The 17,244-nt window shown below is 46.3% G+C and carries 15 protein-coding genes; 12 read left to right on the forward strand and 3 right to left on the reverse strand.

Translation table 11 applies throughout. From position 1 onward, the window contains the following. Window positions 1–118 precede the first annotated feature (118 nt). Window positions 119–3,628 (forward strand): S-layer homology domain-containing protein, encoded by a 3,510-nt coding sequence (locus tag MKX68_RS11925; protein ID WP_340911752.1) that lies wholly within the window; start codon window positions 119–121, stop codon window positions 3,626–3,628. 243 nt (window positions 3,629–3,871) lie between these two features. On the opposite strand, the gene MKX68_RS11930 is transcribed toward MKX68_RS11925, so the two are convergent. Next, window positions 3,872–4,444, reverse strand: coding sequence for a GbsR/MarR family transcriptional regulator (locus MKX68_RS11930; RefSeq protein ID WP_340911755.1), 573 nt, complete (start codon window positions 4,442–4,444; stop codon window positions 3,872–3,874). A gap of 198 nt (window positions 4,445–4,642) precedes the next feature. Here MKX68_RS11930 and MKX68_RS11935 point away from each other — a divergent pair, with 198 nt between their 5' ends. The 7 genes from MKX68_RS11935 to MKX68_RS11965 all read left to right on the forward strand — a co-directional run bounded on the left by MKX68_RS11935 (window position 4,643) and on the right by MKX68_RS11965 (window position 11,932). Then, window positions 4,643–5,518 carry a carbohydrate ABC transporter permease gene (locus MKX68_RS11935; RefSeq protein WP_036671737.1) on the forward strand — a complete coding sequence of 292 codons (876 nt, stop codon included), beginning with the start codon at window positions 4,643–4,645 and terminating at the stop codon, window positions 5,516–5,518. 59 nt (window positions 5,519–5,577) lie between these two features. After that, window positions 5,578–6,423, forward strand: coding sequence for a carbohydrate ABC transporter permease (locus MKX68_RS11940; protein ID WP_340911757.1), 846 nt, complete (start codon window positions 5,578–5,580; stop codon window positions 6,421–6,423). A 38-nt stretch (window positions 6,424–6,461) separates the two neighbouring features. Then, window positions 6,462–7,835 carry an ABC transporter substrate-binding protein gene (locus MKX68_RS11945; RefSeq protein ID WP_340911759.1) on the forward strand — a complete coding sequence of 458 codons (1,374 nt, stop codon included), beginning with the start codon at window positions 6,462–6,464 and terminating at the stop codon, window positions 7,833–7,835. 160 nt (window positions 7,836–7,995) lie between these two features. Further along, window positions 7,996–8,766 (forward strand): HAD family hydrolase, encoded by a 771-nt coding sequence (locus tag MKX68_RS11950; protein ID WP_340911761.1) that lies wholly within the window; start codon window positions 7,996–7,998, stop codon window positions 8,764–8,766. After that, a complete protein-coding gene (locus MKX68_RS11955; RefSeq protein ID WP_051447260.1) occupies window positions 8,763–9,101 on the forward strand; it encodes a DMT family transporter in 339 nt (112 codons plus the stop codon). Before MKX68_RS11950 ends, MKX68_RS11955 begins: the two co-directional genes overlap by 4 nt. Continuing rightward, window positions 9,101–10,195: a metallophosphoesterase family protein gene (locus tag MKX68_RS11960; RefSeq protein ID WP_340911763.1), complete on the forward strand. Its 1,095-nt coding sequence runs from the start codon at window positions 9,101–9,103 to the stop codon at window positions 10,193–10,195. The genes MKX68_RS11955 and MKX68_RS11960 overlap by 1 nt, the downstream gene beginning before the upstream one ends. Before the next feature lie 279 nt (window positions 10,196–10,474). After that, on the forward strand, window positions 10,475–11,932 hold the full coding sequence (locus MKX68_RS11965; RefSeq protein ID WP_340911765.1) for a carboxylesterase/lipase family protein: 1,458 nt from the start codon (window positions 10,475–10,477) through the stop codon (window positions 11,930–11,932). A gap of 173 nt (window positions 11,933–12,105) precedes the next feature. Here MKX68_RS11965 and MKX68_RS11970 read toward each other — a convergent pair whose 3' ends face one another. Next, window positions 12,106–13,257: a VanZ family protein gene (locus tag MKX68_RS11970; RefSeq protein ID WP_340911767.1), complete on the reverse strand. Its 1,152-nt coding sequence runs from the start codon at window positions 13,255–13,257 to the stop codon at window positions 12,106–12,108. Window positions 13,258–13,492: 235 nt separating this feature from the next. Here MKX68_RS11970 and MKX68_RS11975 point away from each other — a divergent pair, with 235 nt between their 5' ends. The 4 genes from MKX68_RS11975 to MKX68_RS11990 all read left to right on the forward strand — a co-directional run bounded on the left by MKX68_RS11975 (window position 13,493) and on the right by MKX68_RS11990 (window position 16,423). Then, on the forward strand, window positions 13,493–13,834 hold the full coding sequence (locus tag MKX68_RS11975) for a zinc ribbon domain-containing protein YjdM (protein ID WP_017691576.1): 342 nt from the start codon (window positions 13,493–13,495) through the stop codon (window positions 13,832–13,834). A 155-nt stretch (window positions 13,835–13,989) separates the two neighbouring features. Then, a complete protein-coding gene (locus tag MKX68_RS11980; protein WP_340911769.1) occupies window positions 13,990–14,802 on the forward strand; it encodes a class I SAM-dependent methyltransferase in 813 nt (270 codons plus the stop codon). Between the two features lie 109 nt (window positions 14,803–14,911). After that, complete coding sequence (locus MKX68_RS11985; protein WP_047840923.1) at window positions 14,912–15,169, forward strand: hypothetical protein; 258 nt, start codon at window positions 14,912–14,914, stop codon at window positions 15,167–15,169. A 192-nt stretch (window positions 15,170–15,361) separates the two neighbouring features. Further along, complete coding sequence (locus MKX68_RS11990) at window positions 15,362–16,423, forward strand: LLM class flavin-dependent oxidoreductase (protein ID WP_036612299.1); 1,062 nt, start codon at window positions 15,362–15,364, stop codon at window positions 16,421–16,423. 136 nt (window positions 16,424–16,559) lie between these two features. Here MKX68_RS11990 and MKX68_RS11995 read toward each other — a convergent pair whose 3' ends face one another. Further along, entirely contained in the window at window positions 16,560–17,219 is a 660-nt protein-coding gene (locus MKX68_RS11995; RefSeq protein WP_340911773.1) for a TetR/AcrR family transcriptional regulator, read from the reverse strand. Window positions 17,220–17,244 lie beyond the last annotated feature (25 nt).

The following is a 17,244-nucleotide window of genomic DNA, read 5'->3' on the forward strand; positions in this document are numbered from 1 at the left end:
CCTTTTATTTGCTCTATTGTTCAGAATCCGTTCAGAGTTGTGTACTACAATTGGCCTATATTTCATAAAGCGAGATTAGGGAGGAAAGAGAAATATGCAGTACAGAAAAATAATGAGCATGTTGCTCATTTTGGTGTTGGTAGCTCCATGGCTGGCGCCAGCAGGAAAGGTTAGTGCAGGAGCATCGTATCCGGTACCCGGCAATAATGGTTTAATAACGGTGAAGGGTGTGGACGATAATTCGGTAGAGGTTAAATGGGAATATGCTCAATCCGATAATACTGCATCACATGAATTGAGTTATCGGGTTTTCTTTTCCCAAAATTCTGATCTTACGGACGCGAACGAAATCAACAATAGCTCAGTTGATCATGCTTATGGCAATTGGATTTCTGGTTCAGAATCTACAGATGGATCATTTTCTAGAATAGTTACTAACTTAACAGAAGGTGAGACCTACTATTTTAACGTAATTGTTCAGGATCGTTACTCGGATTTTGCATATCAGATGCAATCCATCAAATTTACTACACCGTTGGGTGAGTTTAATAACGCCATTGGTCAAAATTTTGACGCAGCTAAAATAGCTGAACTGTTCAAAAATGAAAATTTTATTACGACGACGCCGGATTTTGAATCTCTACCCCTGGAAGAGCAGAATGCACTGGTAACTTTAGCGGGACAAATGAATGAACCTGTTAATGGATATCAGAGTAATCTTGAGGTTCAACTTTTGGTCGATTATATTCAACAAGGTATTTCAGTAATGAAGGCAAATGAATTGTCCGATGTCCAAGAAAGATTGAGTATTTATTACGACAGATCTTTTACTTTTGCAGCGTCGGTTAGTCCTGAATATCTGAATATGATTAAACCGATGCTAGATCAATATTTTGATGCTTCTGATCTGGAGCGGAATGTGCTGGCATTCAAAATTAAGTTACAACGAATTACTAGTAACCCATCCCTTGAAGAATCAGTGATGAATCTTTCGATGGCTCCATTCCAAATTACCAAAATTACGAATGCCTCAACACAGAGTGAAATGATTAAAGCGCTAAAGGAATTATACAACCTTCAACAACAAGCAGAGGAGTTTAAAGGTACAGATAAAGAGACCCTTGTTGGTACATTCCCGCTTGATTTTAGTAAAATGCAAAGCGTTTCTTCCGACATGACTGAAATGGAGAAGCTTGCAGACTGGATGCTGCTGAAAAAACCGGGTAATGGCTATGAGACATACAGTACGGCACAGAAATATTTTGACCAATTTTTTGATACACCTGCAAAAGAGTCTTTGACACAATTAAATGAAGCTATACTTGCCAAAGATCGGGATGCAATATTATCTCTGTTGAGAAACTCGGATTTGCTGACTCAGCCCGGCTCGTTTGGTGATTTGACTGAAGAAGAGCAAAATACAGTTGCTGCTACATTAGTGCAGTTGATACCCGATTCGAATTCCTATAATGGAGATCAGGTCCAATTTATTGTAGATGCGAGTGCCAAGGCACTCAAAGCCTATCGGTTAGATTATCGTGAAATGGCTTATGAATTACAAACTTTCTACCAACAGATTTTGTTAGAAGGCCCGGGTCTCTTCTCACAAAAAGATTTTGGACTCTTCAAGGCAGCAGCTGATTTTTATCTGAAAGCTAATGAAGCAGATCAACGGATGATTGCTTATATTGCGAAGATGAGTTCTGTCACGATGAACAATGATAGTGATGTCAGTTTATTGTTTATGATATCTGGAGAGCTGCCTTCAATTAATCAAGCTTCGTCTGCAAATGAGGCATGGCAGCATTTAACGTTTTACTACATGATGCAAGTGCAGACAGAAATGTATATGAATCAATATCCTGAAGTAATGCTTCAAGAATTCCCGCTGCAACTGAACCGATTAAATGACATATCAGAGGATATGGAGCAGCAGCAAAAGCTTGCAGAATGGATGTTTAGTGAACGACCTATTGGAGGATATGAGAAAATTAATGATATTCAAAGAGCATTTAACTTGTTCTTTGCTCCCCCAGCGCCCAATGTTTCTGCTGATGACACAGCCAATGTTGTTATCGGCGCAGATGAAACGATGGAATACTCCAAAGATCATGGGGTGACTTGGAATAAATTTACCAGTACAGATCGATTCGAGGGGAACCAAACCATTGTGGTTCGTGTAAGAGCCAAAGGCAACACACCGGTATGGAAATGGACAACACTTACGTTTACATCCAATACTCCAACCCCTAACCCGGGTGGAAGCACAGGTGGCGGATCTTCTACGACTACACCTGTAACATCTACACCTGCACCAACAACGAAACAAGAACAGATCGTGGTTGACGTTAATGGAGCGAACGGCACGAACCTAACCAAGACACCGATTACCCGTACAACTGAAACCAGCGGCATGATTAAAGATCTGGTGAAGATGACCGAAGCGATTGCCAAGGAATCGGTGGAAAAAGCGAAGCAATTAAACATGAACACCGCACGCATTGTCATCCCAGACACCAAAGATGCCGTGTCCGAGACACGTATTGAACTGCCTAAGGCAGCCGTGAAAGAATTGAATGATGGTTCGCTGAAACTCGAAATTTCCACTGAAAATGCAGTGATTTCCGTTCCGACGAATTCCATCGCCGGATTCGATCAAGACTTGTACTTCCGCGTTGTACCTTTGAAAAAGGAATCCGAGCGCAAAGAAGTTGAAGAGCGTGCAAAGAAAGAACAGTTGATCCAACAGATTGCTCCGAATACGAATGTTCGCGTATTGGCTCGCCCAGTAGAGATCGAAACGAATATGCAGAGCCGTGAAGTGACGTTGACTTTGCCACTGCGTGACAGTCTGCCAACTGATCCGGCTGCTCGTCAGCAGGTATTGGACAACTTGGCAATTTATATCGAACACAGTGACGGCACAAAAGAATTGATTCAAGGCAAATTGGTGAAACTCGCGGATAACAGCGAAGGTATCGAATTTACCGTAACCAAATTCAGTACGTTCACCCTCGTTGTTGTAGATGGACTGAAAGCTTCGCAAGGTACACACCAACCGTATATCCAAGGTTTTGGTGCAGATTTCCGTCCAGATGCATTCGTAACACGTGCACAGATGGCAGCTATGCTGGCTCGCAATCTTCCAACTGAAGCGGCAGCAGGTTCCGCGAATAGCGTGAGTTACAAGGATGTATCTGCGACATACTGGGCAACAAGTGAAATTCAAAAAGCGCAATCCGCTGGTATCATGAACGGGATGAGCAACACCCACTTTGCACCGGAAGGTTCGATCACCCGTGCACAGATGGCCACCATTGCGTATCGCTGGATGCAGCAACAAGCGAGCACAGCAACAAATACAGGTACAGCGGTTTCCTTCACAGATGTATCCGCAGACCTGTGGGCAGCAGATGCCATTGCATACGTGCAAACTGCCGGCCTGATGGTCGGCTACAACGATGGTACATTCAAACCGGACAGTAAGCTGACGCGTGCGGAAGCGGTGAAAGTGTTGAATGTATTGTTCAACCGCACACCGCTCACTGGTGCAGTTACGCCAACGTTTAGTGATGTACCAGCAACACACTGGGCATATGCAGATATCGAAGCTGCAGCGCAAAAGTAATATTTATAAAAGAAAAAAAGGGGTCATTAACGCAGTAGCATATGGAAAAGAGAACCCCTAATGACGGATAGGATATGACAATACAATAGATAGAATAAAAAAAGAGCTGTTCCAAAAAGCCATACATTGGCTAGGAACAGCTCCTTTTTGCGCTTTAGTGTGACTCAACAATGGTACGTCAGATCGTCTAGGTTCGTTAGCGCCCCTGGGTCACCTATTAGTTATTCTGTTTACGCAGTTGTACTACTCTTTCTTGGGTGCGTGTGCAGCATTCTCGTAAAATTTCCCGTCTCGCAATTGATCCACGAATCCTTGGAGCCAGACGTAATATTGCTCTGCGTGTTGGAGTTTGTGCAGATCACGCAGTGCATCATCTCGATCTTCAGAAGAGGTATGCTCCGAAAGAATCATTGCGGACAGGTCGGGAATGACCTCACGAATGCCTTCTAACATGACATCTACTTCCCGTTGGAGCTTGGCCCCAAAGAAATTCTGGAATGTACGATAAAAGTCGGTCTCTGCCAGATACTGATCCTGGCGGTCCTTCTTCTCCTCCAGTTTGTAGATCATCTGTGATTCTGTAAGCGAACGAACCGCATAGCTCATGTTGCTCTTGCTCATATTCATCGAGTTTTTCATCTCTTCAAGTGTCATCGGACGATCTTCAAAATACATGATGCCGTATAATTTGCCAAACGTATGATTCACCCCATACAGATCCATCGTATTGGCGATGGCCTCAATGACTCTCTCCCTCAGCGCATGCCGATCAGGTAACGAAGAATGATTCGGGTTCCCGGCGGTTTCTTTTCCCACAATGTCACCTCTGGTTTATGATAGCGTTCCCACTAGCTGCCTCATATTTTACATGACTTGCTCCAATTTTAACATAAGCCGGAATTAGAATTTTCAATACAAGTGTACAATCAATTTTGTACAGAAGAAATATAAAGTCGATTATACTCAAAAATTCCCAATCATTAAAGAAAAATTGGACAGTAAGGAGTGGGGGATTTGCGTTTAAAACTATGGAGGGAGTCTGAGGCGGTCCTATTCACGCTGCCAGCTCTAATCCCATTGCTGATCTTCTGGCTGGGACCTCTGGGATATATCGTTTATCTCAGTTTCACCGACTGGGACTTCATGAGCCCGGACAAGTTGTTCGTTGGGTTGGACAATTACAGTTATCTGCTGACAAACTCTGAATTCTATCGATCACTGAAAGTCACCTTGTTATTCGGACTTGGAAGTGTAATCCCAACCATTGTGGGCGGATTGGCGCTTGCGATGCTCATGAATAGCAAAATCAAATCATCCGGCATCTTCCGGACATTACTCTTCTCACCTTGGGTCACCCCGACAGTTGCGGTGTCCATCGCGTGGTCCTGGATCTTCGAGCCCGAAGTGGGACTCGCTAATCTGATGCTGGGCTGGGTAGGCGTATCTCCGATCGGCTGGTTGCGTGACGCGGACTGGGCATTGGTTGCTGTTCTGATCGTCACGCTCTGGAAGTCGATTGGGTGGGCAATGGTATTTTATCTCGTTGCGCTACGAAATCTGCCTTCCGATCTGCTCGAAGCAGCTTCAATCGATGGAGCCAACGGTTGGGACAAGTTCAGAAGTATCACATTGCCGCTGATCTCACCAACGACATTTTTTCTCTCGATTATTCTTACTATCCAGTCCTTGCAAGCCTATGACCAGATCAATGTCATGACGCAGGGTGGACCGGCGGGATCAACGAGAACGTTGCTGTACATGTATTACCAGTCTGCATTCGAATCCTTTAACGTAGGCGAAGCTTCGTCCATCGCCGTTGTGATTATTCTGATCTGCGTGTTGCTGTCGGGAGTATCGTTCCTGCTTGGCAGACGTCTGGTGCACTACTAATGACAATGACATTGCCCAACAAAAAGTCTAAACGGATGAAGCGCAAGGAGTTGCAGAACGTGTCACAACCGAATTTTAAAATAAGTAAATTAATCCGCTACTTCCTGTTAGCCATTATCGCGCTGGGTACAGCCTTTCCCTTCTATTGGATGGTCATTAGCGGATTCAAAACCAATGATGAGATCTGGCAGTTTCCGCCGACCTTCTGGCCGGAGACGTTCCTGTGGAGCAACTATGTGGATGCCTGGAACGCGGCACCATTTGCCCGTTACATCTTGAACAGTACCGGGGTGGCCTTAGCCATCTGTTTATTTCAGGTCGTCAACTCCAGTATGATGGCGTACGCCCTGACACATATGAAGTTCCGTCTCAAAGGTGTGCTGACCTCCCTGATTCTGGTGGGTTATATGATACCGAGTACAGCCGTATATCTGCCTAGTTACCTGGTGCTTAGCGAACTTAATCTGCTAGATTCCTACACAGGCTTGATTGTATCCAACTGTGTCAGCGTGTTCTCGATCTTCCTGATCCGGCAGGCGTTCATGCAGGTATCGCATGAATTGGTGGAAGCCGGACAGCTGGACGGTGCATCCCACTTCCGGATTCTCTGGACGATTATCACGCCGCTTGTTCGCTCAAGCTTCGCCGTGATGGTGCTGATTACGTTTATTGAACAGTACAACAACTATTTCTGGCCTATGCTCATCACCAAAGACCCTAATTTACAGCTGGTATCGGCGGGTCTGCGCAGCTTCTTTGTAGAAGGCGGGGCATATGGACTGGCTTGGCCACAGATTATGGCTGCGAGTGCCTTCACCATCGCACCCCTACTTATTCTCTTCCTGTTCACCCAGAAGACGATCATGCAGAGCGTGAATATCACGGCTGGTGTGAACAAGAACTGATATGCACTACCATTTCACCTAAAACGGGAGGAACGACAATGAACTGGAGTCAAGCAAGCATGACATGGAAAAAGAGATTGAGGTTGAACTGGAAGGGTGGCATGTCGCTGGTACTCGCGACCAGCTTTGCTCTATTGACCGCTTGTGGAACACAAGCACCCGCAGAATCAGGCACGACAGCTGCTGCCAGTGGAACCGAAGTTCAGGCAAAAGATCCGGTGGAGATTGAGTTCTGGTATGGTCTGGGTGGTAATCTGGGCGATAACATGAAAAAGACGATTGATGCGTTCAACGCTTCTCAGAGCGAAGTCGTTGTAAAAGGAATTGTACAAGCAGATTACACGGAGACGGAACAGAAGCTGCAAGCAGCGATTGCTTCCAAGAAGGTTCCAGCCGCTGTACTCAGCTCCAATATAGACTGGGCACGCAAAGGATATTATGCACCCATGGATGAGATGATTGCCGCTGATCCGAATTTTAAGAAAGACGATTTCATTCAGACATTCCTGAACCAGGGACAGGTGGATGGAAAGCAATACTTTTTGCCAATGTACGGTACAACCCAGATCATGTACTACCGTATGGATACGTTCAAGGAGAACGGAATCGACCCAGCCAGTCTGACGACATGGGAGAAGCTGGCTGAGGCAGCGGCGAAGATGAGCAAACAAGAGAATGGCAAGACTACCTTCTACGGTTGGGAACCGATGTGGGGTAGAGACAATATGATTGATGCCGTGCTGGGTAAGGGCGGACAGATTCTTAGCGACGATGGCAAAACCGTTATGATCGACTCTCCGGAATGGATCGAGACATGGGACTTGTTCCGTAAATGGATTAACGAAGACAAGATTATGGGCATTCATTACGGAGGTCAGGGCTGGGAGTACTGGTACAAAACGATTGATGATGTGATGAAAAATAAAGCAGCAGGTTACACCGGATCTAGTGGTGACCAAGGTGACTTGGACTTTAGCGTAGTCGCTGCAATGCAACAACCAGGCTGGGAAGGTATTGGTGAAGGAAAACCGGTAGCGAGTGCCATATCGGCAGGTATTCCGTCAGCGGCAAGTCCAGAGCAACAGCAGGCAGCATACAAATGGCTTACGTATTTCTCTGAAACTTCGAACACAGCTTCATGGTCCATGAACACCGGATATATTGCAGTACGTCAGTCGGCTCAACAAGATCCAGAGTTCATGAAGTTCAGTGAGGAAAATCCACAGATCACGGTACCATTGCAACAGGCAGCTCACGCCTCGGCTCCATTCCAGGATCCAACGGGTGGCAAGATCAATGATGCATTGAAAGATGCAGCTGATCAGGTGCAGATCAATAATATGCCAGCGGAACAAGCGCTGAAGGAAGCAAAAGAGAAAGCGCAGAAGGAACTGGATCGGGTAACGAAGTAACGATATCGACAAGAACTGTTTCCAAGAGACTCGGTCGTGAGCCTGACCAGATTGTAAACATAACGTATCACTAATCACTATAAGTAACTCACGCGGAAAGGGCGGTACATGCTGTACCGTTCTTTCCGTTCATAAAGATTGCAGACAAGGAGTTTGACCAATGCAAGATGAAACGTATGTAGACGGATTACCAAATCCGATTGAAGCCGTTTTGTTCGACAAGGACGGCACATTACTTGATTTTACGGGCATGTGGGGGTTCTGGACCGATTGTGTGTTGAACGATTTCAGAGACCAGTTGGCGGCCAGGGGACTTCGTATCAATACAGATGAACTTCCACAGATCTGGGGTACATTCCACGATGACCAAGGCCGAATGAATGGGTATGACGTGCGGGGGCCACTTGCGATGGGAACTATGGATGAAGTGTATGCCGTGCTGACGTGGCATGGATATCGTGCGGGTCTCAGCTGGGCGGAAGCCAAGATCATGGTTCGGGAGTGTTTGGCGCGAGCGGAGGAAGAGATGGAACAGCATCGTCCGGCACGTCCGTTACCGGGAGTTCAAAGATTCCTTGAACAGTGCCGTAGCGAAGGCGTGGTTATGGGTGTTGTGACGGCAGATGATACACCAAGTGCAATTAAACATTTACAGTGGATGGGACTGGATTCCTTTTTTGACGTGGTGATTGGTACAGATCTGGTGGAACGGGGGAAACCTTTTCCCGATATGCTACTGCTTGCCTGTGAGCGGTTGGGAGTATCTGTACAGCATACTGTGGTTATTGGAGATACGGACGGAGACATGGAGATGGCACGAACCGCTGGTGCGGGGTACAGGATTGGCATTGGAGAACCGGGAAAAATCCGCTTGGCGGACAGAACGATTCAATCCTTCCATGAATTGCTGAATGGTGGGCTGAATCGATGACGAACAGTCACGCCTACTTGGGCTGGGTACTGTTGGCATTGGCCATCGGGCTGGAGCTGAGCGCTACCATTTTGCTAAAAGTATCGGATGGGTTCTCACGGTTATGGCCTTCGGTGTTGATGTTTGTCTGTTATGGCGCAAGTTTTACCTTTCTTAATTTTGCAGTGAAGTATATGCCGCTGGCTGTAGCTTATGCGATCTGGTCTGGGGTGGGCATTACGCTCATTGGCGTTGTGGGCCATTATTATTTCGGTGAACGTCTGCGGCTCACGTCGATGGTCTGGATCGGTTTTATTCTGATTGGCATTATTGGACTGAAATGGAGTGATTCTTGATGAAAAATGAACATACACCGGAGCAACCTATTGTCAGCTTCCAGGTTATTACGGACACACATGTGCGAGATGAGGCAGACCATATTCATAACCGGCATCTGGACCAAGCATTAGCCGACATAGCTACATTTAGTCAGGGGAGCAGCGGGATTATGCATGTGGGCGATGTGACGGATCGAGGTCTGCCGAGCGAATATCGTGAGTTGCAACGCATATGGAAGCAGCATGCGGAGAGTTTGCCGGACATCCGGTACACGGTAGGTAACCATGATATTGGAGCCGTGGTATGGCAAGATCCGCCGATCGTTTTGCTAGAGATGAAAGAAGATGAAGTAGCCGAGTTGTTGGAGCAGGAAGCGGATATGGAGCTAGTCACAAAACAGACCGCTGCTGAATCAGCTGCACTGATTGAGAAACTATCCGGCGGCACATATACGTTGTCTACTGCACCTTCGGAGCAGGATGGTCAGGATGGGGGACCGATCTCTTCAGGAGTCGACCCCATTACAGTCGCAGGGTTATGGCAGCGTCGATTAAGTGATTTTGAAGGGAGAACCGGCATGAGGGGCTCTTACCATGACCATTGGATTGATGGGTATCATTATATATTCCTGGGCACTGAGCAACCTCATCCGAAGGATTGCGATATGTCGGCTGAACAGTTGGACTGGCTGGATGCGAAATTGTCTGAGCGTGCAACACTAGATCATCCCATCTTCCTGTTCTTGCACCAGCCGCTTATGGATACGGTAGCTGGATCGCTGAAGGAACAGGGATGGTATGGTGTGAATCAGGATGCTGAACTCAAAGCGGTTCTTGCTAAATACCCGCAAGCAATTCTCTTCTCTGGCCATACCCATTGGCAATTGGAGGCACAGCATACGATGTACGATGGCGCAGGCAAGATGCCAACGATGTTCAATGCTTCGTCTGTAGGTTATCTCTGGACAGATCAGGATGAGCATCTGGAGGGCAGTGAAGGACTTCATGTGGAGGTTTATAAGGATCGAGTGGTTGTAAAGGGGCGGAACTTTGTTACGAGCAAATGGATTGAGGGTGCTGAGTTTACAGTAAGTTATCCTACAGTAGGGTAGTTATTTGGATAATCAACGGTAAAGGGTCATGCTAAGGGTCAATGCCATTAAGACAAGTTAAACTTGATGACATTGCTCAAAGGTGGCCTTTTTGGTGTCCATCTTAAAGATATGTATCAGAACATCCACCCCATAAAGTTCCACGTGAAACGTAGCAGGAGTGGCTAGAGTTGGGTAAAGTTGTAAATGGGTATGACTACAAACTATACTCAAATAAGTACACATGATATGCACGTACTCGTTAATTTAACCTATTTACGGAGAGGAAGTAGAAGCGGCATGAGAGAACTTCAGGTTCAAACGACATATGGTACCGTTCAAGGCGAGCTTTTGCACGATGCAGGCGTATGGAAAGGCATTCCTTATGCGAAACCCCCGGTAGGTAAGCTGCGTTTCAAGGCTCCGGTACAGCCTGAGTCATGGGATGGAATAAGACAGGCTACACAATTTGGGCCTGAGAATATACAACCTCGAAATCACCAACCAGAAGGCCAGACAGAAATTCCGAATGAGTCAGAAGATAGTCTATATCTGAACATCTGGGCACCTAAGGAAAAAGGAGCAACACCACTGCCGGTCATGGTATGGATTCACGGCGGCTCCTTTGTAACAGGTTCAGGTAGCCAGCCGATGTATGATGGTACACAGTTAGCGGTTCGGGGGGACGTCATTGTTGTGACGATCAACTACCGATTAGGACCTTTGGGTTTCCTGCATATGGCTCCATTAGGTGATTCATATGTATCCAATGCAGGTCTGCTGGATCAGGTTGCGGCATTACAGTGGGTGAAGGATAATATCTCTGCTTTTGGTGGTAACCCGGATCAAGTTACGGTGTTCGGCGAATCAGCAGGCAGCATGAGTATTGCAGCACTGATGGCGATGCCAGCGGCCAAAGGACTGTTCCAACGTGCCATTATGGAGAGTGGTGCATCCCAGTTCATGCCGGCAGAGCAAGCTTCAGCGTTGCGGGAAGGGGTGTTAAAAATCCTTGGGGTGGATCGGGACAACCTGCAGAAGTTAAATACAATTCCTGTAGAGCAGATTATTGCAGCGGGTGAAACGGTCAAACAGCAGAGCGGGGCAGGTATGGCATTATTGTTCCAACCTGTATTGGATGGGCAGACACTACCACAGGTGCCACTTCAGGCGGTGAGCGAAGGCTCGGCGCAGGATATTCCGGTGTTGATTGGTACGACATTGCACGAGGGTGCACTGTTCATTCAGCCACATGTGCCTTATTCAAAAGAGATCGATATGGTTCAGGGCGTAGACTTTATGACGCCAGATCTGGAGAACCGGGTAGCCATCGCGGATAGTTATCCAAAAACGGCAGATGGACAAGCCCAAGTCATGACGGATATGTACTTCTGGCGGTCAGCGCTGCAATATGCTGCTGCACAGCAGAAGTATGCCCCGGTGTGGATGTATCGATTTGATTGGGTCATGCCGGAACATCCCTTGTTAAAAAGAGCGATTCACAGTATCGAAATGTTCTTTGTGTTTAATACACTGCATGTCCTCAAATTCATGAATGCAGAGCCGGATGAAGCCGCGGCGGCACTTGCCCTCAAGGTACAGGATGCCTGGATTTCCTTTGCCAAGAATGGCCAACCTGAAGTTGCAGGTGTGAAATGGCCTGAATATGAGCAGGATCGTGCGACACTAATCTTCAACCATGAGATTGAGGTCGTACATGATCCGGATGCAGCCAAGCGAGAGCTGTTAGGGTTATAATCCAGGCCAATTATTTGAAATGGATACTCTGAATAACTGCTTTGAGCCCGATCAAAAGAGGACATTCATTCTCAGAATGAACGTCCTCTTTTTGTAATCCGGCTGGAGAGTAAGCAGAACGTAAGTACCAATTAGGGGGATACATTATGCATTGCATTGTTATACTCCAAACATTATTTACGAGAGGCACGTGTGCGGGACACTTCATCGAAGTAGAAGGAACGTTTTCCACGGGAGAAGAGTACGATCAAGACATGAACAAAGAGCACGGCGTAGACTAACATATAGATGCCGAATGTTCCCAAGGAGATCCACATTTGATAAGGCTGAAGCATCACATCCTGATGTCCTGAAAAAGCATAATCGTTGACCAGGCGAATGATCGTAACTAGCAGCCATGGAACATAGAGTGCGGCAAATCTTTTGAATAACGATTCACTGGTGGGTGTGCCGGTCTGACGATCCACATAGCGGAATCGCAAGATGGCCGAGCCTGGAGTTACCCCATTTCGCACCCAAGGGATGAAGAACAGCACAATGACCATAGCAATGGATGTACTTAGCGCATCACTGATCACATCAGATGCTGTGAAGATCGATATCAGATTCGAAAGGAAGACAACAATGATTCCATCAATAATCAACGCGAGCAATTGAGGCATAGTATACACTCGGTTTTGCTCCACGATCTGTTCACTCTTCGCCTGAATGCTTGCACGTGATGGGAATAAAGCAAGCAGGATGGGCGCTGTGAAGAATCCAATGACCGCTCCCGAAGTATTCAACAACAGGTCATCTACATCGAAGAGGCGGTAAGGACAATTATAATACCCGTAGAATCCGGTGATTTGAGTGATCTCGAAGAATAAGGAAAGCCCGAATCCGCCTAGCAGGGCGTACTTCCAGAATGATCTCTTTTGAAAAAAATAACGGATATATACACCCAGCGGCATAAGGAGCAGGACGTTAAATAGAACTTGCAGAAAGGCTCTGCCCTGAATCATGCTGAGATAGCTGGAAGGCTGGGTCCATACAATGGGTGTTTCCTTCATGATGTCTTTGACAAAAGTGAATGGAACCAGATTGTAATAGATCGTGTCAGCGGCTTGCTGCGCACATGTATCTCGCGTAGTTGGAAACGGGAGAATGACAAGGCAATAGGCGGCTAGAATATAAAAGATAAACGAAAAGCTGATGCCAAACCGTGACCAGCTGAAGAAACCGTCTTTACGATAACCATAGATCAACCACGGCACCAGCAAAAACATGGCCGCAACAACAAAAATCAAAAAAGCCGTTTGCACAGGGAAAACATATGAGGACATGAGTAGGAACTCCTTTGGTATTAAATATAATAACATTCATAGAAACAGAAAAATTCATGTATGTGTAGTGCGTATCTATTAGTTACATCATAAGTAGTTACCCTTAAAGTGAGGGAGGCATGAACCTTAAATTTGGTTTAAATCCATCCTTGCAGTGAGCAAGCGTATGGAATATACCGCCGAAATCCCGTATACTAGCGGGAATGCCAATCGTAGAATGGAGAGTTTAATACATATGTCTAATTTGCCTAACTGTCCCAAATGTAATTCAGAGTACACGTACGAGGATGGTAACCTGCTGGTTTGCCCGGAGTGTGCGCATGAATGGTCTTTGGAAGCAGACAATGATAATGCAGAGGATGCAAAAGTAATCCGTGATGCCAACGGAAATGTGCTAAGTGATGGCGATACTGTTACAGTCATTAAAGATCTGAAGGTTAAAGGTAGCTCGCTTGTGGTCAAACAGGGCACGAAGGTGAAGAATATCCGCCTGATTGATGGGGATCATGATATTGATTGCAAGATCGACAGCTTGGGTGCAATGAAGTTGAAGTCTGAGTTTGTGAAAAAGATATAAGATAAGATCGAGAAACGTTCCGTTCCGCATTCAATGGGAATTGAACGTTTTTTTTGTTTGACAGGAAATATTTAGTAGATATATACTGGTTGGAATTTAATTTTTTTGAACATGGATGAGTAGTCTACATATAAGAAAAGGTAGGTGTCAGAGCGATGAAGAGAGATCACATTATTGAATATTATTCCGGGTTTGATGAGTGGGGCAGATTGGAGCGGGAACCAATTGAGTTCATCATTAACATGCATTACATCAAGGAACATCTCCCCGCTACTGGTTGTATTCTGGATAATGGCGCAGGACCAGGAAAGTATGCCATGGAGCTGGCGAAGCTGGGGTATCAAGTCACTTTATCGGATCTGACACCTTCCTCCGTGGATACTGCGAGGCAAAAGGCTCAGGAGTTTGGTTTGACACAGCAATTCGATGGGTTCCATGTTCTCGATGCCACTTCACTCTCCGGTATGGCTGACGAGACGTACGATGCGTCCCTCATGCTGGGGCCGTTATATCATCTACAGACAGACGAAGAGCGGATGGCTGCTGTACGGGAGTTGTACCGTGTGACCAAGCGAGGGGGCGTGGTGTTTGTAGCCATGCAAAGCCGAATGCGCATGAGTATCAATTCGTTACAATCTCCGCAGCACTGGAAACCGAATGATAACATGGCAGCAATCCATTCTTTTGTGGAAAAGGGTATATTCGATCATCAGGATCAAGGACGATTTACGGGAGCATACTATTTTAATATTCAGGACGTTACACCCTTCATAGAGCAACATGGGTTTGAAACCGTAGATTTGATTGGTTCATCCAGTCTTAGAGCCATGCTCACGGATGAGCAGCAGCAATATTGGAAAGAGCGTGGCGAGTACGATGAACTCATGCAATATATGATCGAAGCCGCCAAAGACCCTTCCATATTGGGAATCTCGTCGCATCTGCTGTACATCGGGAGGAAGAAATAATAGACTTACAGGCAATGCTCTAAAAATCTATGTATTTTAGAATTTCAGCCCGTGGAATACTGTTTCCACATGATATAATATCTCTATCTAATGGTCTGGAGGTGTCACTATGCAATGGAAGGAAGTTCAGGAGCGATTCCCTAATGAGTGGGTCGTTTTTGAGGCAACCAAGGCGCATTCTAGAGAAGGCCAGCGTTATATTGAAGAGATGGCAGTGATTGATTCATTTGATGATTCTACAAAGGCACTAAAACGTTATGGTGAATTGCATCAGGAAGATCCCAGACGGGAATACTGCTTTTTTCACACTTCACGTCCAGAAGTTGTGGCAAGAGAACGATATGTTGGCATGAGAGGTCCTCGATGAAAATTTCAGAGGTTTATGGAATTTGATCAAGCCATAATCTATAGAAAATAAACATAAATGTGCCCTCTGGAAACAGAGGGTACTTGTGTTTTTCATCAAAATAGTTCAATATTAAGATACATAACAAAAGGTGATCTACTTACAATAGGTTAGATGAACGACGGATCGCTTCATACCAGGGAGGAACAGACAATGGAAATCGGAATTAGTACATTTGTGGAGACAAACCCGGATGTAAAAACAGGAGAACTTATCAGTCATGCGCAGCGTATTCGGGATGTTGTTGAAGAGATTGTTTTGGCAGATCAGGTGGGTTTGGATGTATATGGCGTGGGAGAACATCATCGTGCTGACTACGCCGCTTCATCACCAGCTGTCATTCTGGCGGCAGCAGCTTCACAGACCAAGAATATTCGCTTGACGAGTGCGGTAACCGTGCTGTCATCGCATGATCCGGTACGGGTATATCAAGATTTTGCGACACTGGACGGCATTTCGAACGGACGTGCAGAGATTATGGCAGGGCGGGGATCATTTATCGAATCGTTCCCACTGTTCGGCTATGATCTGAACGACTACGATGAGTTATTCGATGAGAAACTCGATTTGCTGCTCAAACTGCGTGATTCGGAAAAAGTAACCTGGGAAGGCAAACACCGCCCTTCCTTTAACAATCTGGGCATCTACCCGCGCCCGGTACAGGAGAAACTTCCGGTATGGATTGGTAGTGGCGGTAATCAGGAATCCGTAGTTCGTGCAGGACTGCTCGGTTTGCCACTGGTGCTTGCCATTATTGGTGGCCGTCCGGTGCAATTCGCACCATTGGTGGAGCTGTACAAGAAAGCAGCTGCACATGCAGGACATGATGCTTCCAAGCTGACCGTTGCTTCTCACTCTCACGGCTTCATTGCCGATACAACAGACGAAGCCGTGGAGAAATTCTTCCCGCCAGCGCAAGCGGTCATGAACATACTGGGCCGTGAACGTGGATGGGGACACTACAGCCGTGCAACATTTGATGCAGCGCGTAGCCTAGAGGGTGCTTTGTACGTAGGTGATGTGGAGACGGTAGCTCAGAAAATTATTTACCTGCGCAAAGAAGTCGGGATTACACGCTTCATGTTGCACACCCCCCTCGGCACAATGCCGCACAACGAGGTTATGAGAGCAATCGAGCTACTTGGTAAAGAAGTCGCTCCAATCGTGCGTAAAGAAATTGCACGTTGGGAAGCTGAGAACGAAGAGGCACGTTAATCGACTGAAACCGTTACGGAACTATAATAGAGCGAACACAGAAGAAAAGGAGCATGCCCTAGGCGTATTACGCCAATGGGTCTGCTCCTTTTTCGTTTATCTTCTAAAAGTATCTAAAACACCACAGATGTAATGCTTATCCATTCGCAGATGTACTCACAAGGGAGTGTATAACCATCGACAACGTATGATCATAGAGGGTTTTGGCAGCTTCTTCGCTCTCAATATGGCCTCCCAAATACAGATGAATAACACCGTGTAAGGGAGCCCAGATCATCCGAACTGCAAGCATGGGATCTTGTACCTGAAGCATTCCCTGTTCAATGGCTACCTCAACCAAGGCAGACACTTGTTTCAGTGCAGTCGCTGTTCCCTGTAAGGTTTCTCCATCTGGTTTGAATTCGGAAAAAGATCCTCCAAACATCAGCTGATAGAAGCTGGATTGAGAAATGCCGAAGTCCCAGTAGACGTAGGCCAGATCACGGAAATACTGTTCGAACGATGCCTGCCGGGGTATAGTTTCAAATCGCTGGGCCATGAGGGAGCAGCCCTCTAAATACAGATGTTTGGCTAACCCTTCTTTTTTGCCAAAAAGGTTATATATGATTTTGGTGGAGCACTCCATGCGTTCAGCTACACGGCGTACCGTGACAGCTTCTGGTCCATGCTCTTGCAGTAAAGCAGCAGCAGCATGCACAATATTTTGCCGCAGATTATCTGAGTGCTGGAGTCTGGCTTCCTGAAAGGTTGTTACCGTATGTGCAGATTCCGTGGAACCCGAATTATGATCCTTCATTGATTTCATCCTCGTAACCGTATTG

Origin of the sequence: Paenibacillus sp. FSL M8-0212 (genome assembly GCF_038004645.1) — a bacterium.
Lineage (GTDB): Bacteria > Bacillota > Bacilli > Paenibacillales > Paenibacillaceae > Paenibacillus.

What these genes read in the sequence shown, in the direction of transcription:
- MKX68_RS11990 (WP_036612299.1), top strand. Translation starts at nt 15,362, where the DNA reads ATGGAAATCGGAATTAGTACATTTGTGGAGACAAACCCGGATGTAAAA.
- MKX68_RS11985 (WP_047840923.1), top strand. Translation starts at nt 14,912, where the DNA reads ATGCAATGGAAGGAAGTTCAGGAGCGATTCCCTAATGAGTGGGTCGTT.
- MKX68_RS11960 (WP_340911763.1), top strand. Translation starts at nt 9,101, where the DNA reads ATGAAAAATGAACATACACCGGAGCAACCTATTGTCAGCTTCCAGGTT.
- MKX68_RS11980 (WP_340911769.1), top strand. Translation starts at nt 13,990, where the DNA reads ATGAAGAGAGATCACATTATTGAATATTATTCCGGGTTTGATGAGTGG.
- MKX68_RS11955 (WP_051447260.1), top strand. Translation starts at nt 8,763, where the DNA reads ATGACGAACAGTCACGCCTACTTGGGCTGGGTACTGTTGGCATTGGCC.
- MKX68_RS11995 (WP_340911773.1), bottom strand. Translation starts at nt 17,219, where the DNA reads ATGAAGGATCATAATTCGGGTTCCACGGAATCTGCACATACGGTAACA.
- MKX68_RS11975 (WP_017691576.1), top strand. Translation starts at nt 13,493, where the DNA reads ATGTCTAATTTGCCTAACTGTCCCAAATGTAATTCAGAGTACACGTAC.
- MKX68_RS11970 (WP_340911767.1), bottom strand. Translation starts at nt 13,257, where the DNA reads ATGTCCTCATATGTTTTCCCTGTGCAAACGGCTTTTTTGATTTTTGTT.
- MKX68_RS11925 (WP_340911752.1), top strand. Translation starts at nt 119, where the DNA reads ATGTTGCTCATTTTGGTGTTGGTAGCTCCATGGCTGGCGCCAGCAGGA.
- MKX68_RS11945 (WP_340911759.1), top strand. Translation starts at nt 6,462, where the DNA reads ATGAACTGGAGTCAAGCAAGCATGACATGGAAAAAGAGATTGAGGTTG.
- MKX68_RS11950 (WP_340911761.1), top strand. Translation starts at nt 7,996, where the DNA reads ATGCAAGATGAAACGTATGTAGACGGATTACCAAATCCGATTGAAGCC.
- MKX68_RS11965 (WP_340911765.1), top strand. Translation starts at nt 10,475, where the DNA reads ATGAGAGAACTTCAGGTTCAAACGACATATGGTACCGTTCAAGGCGAG.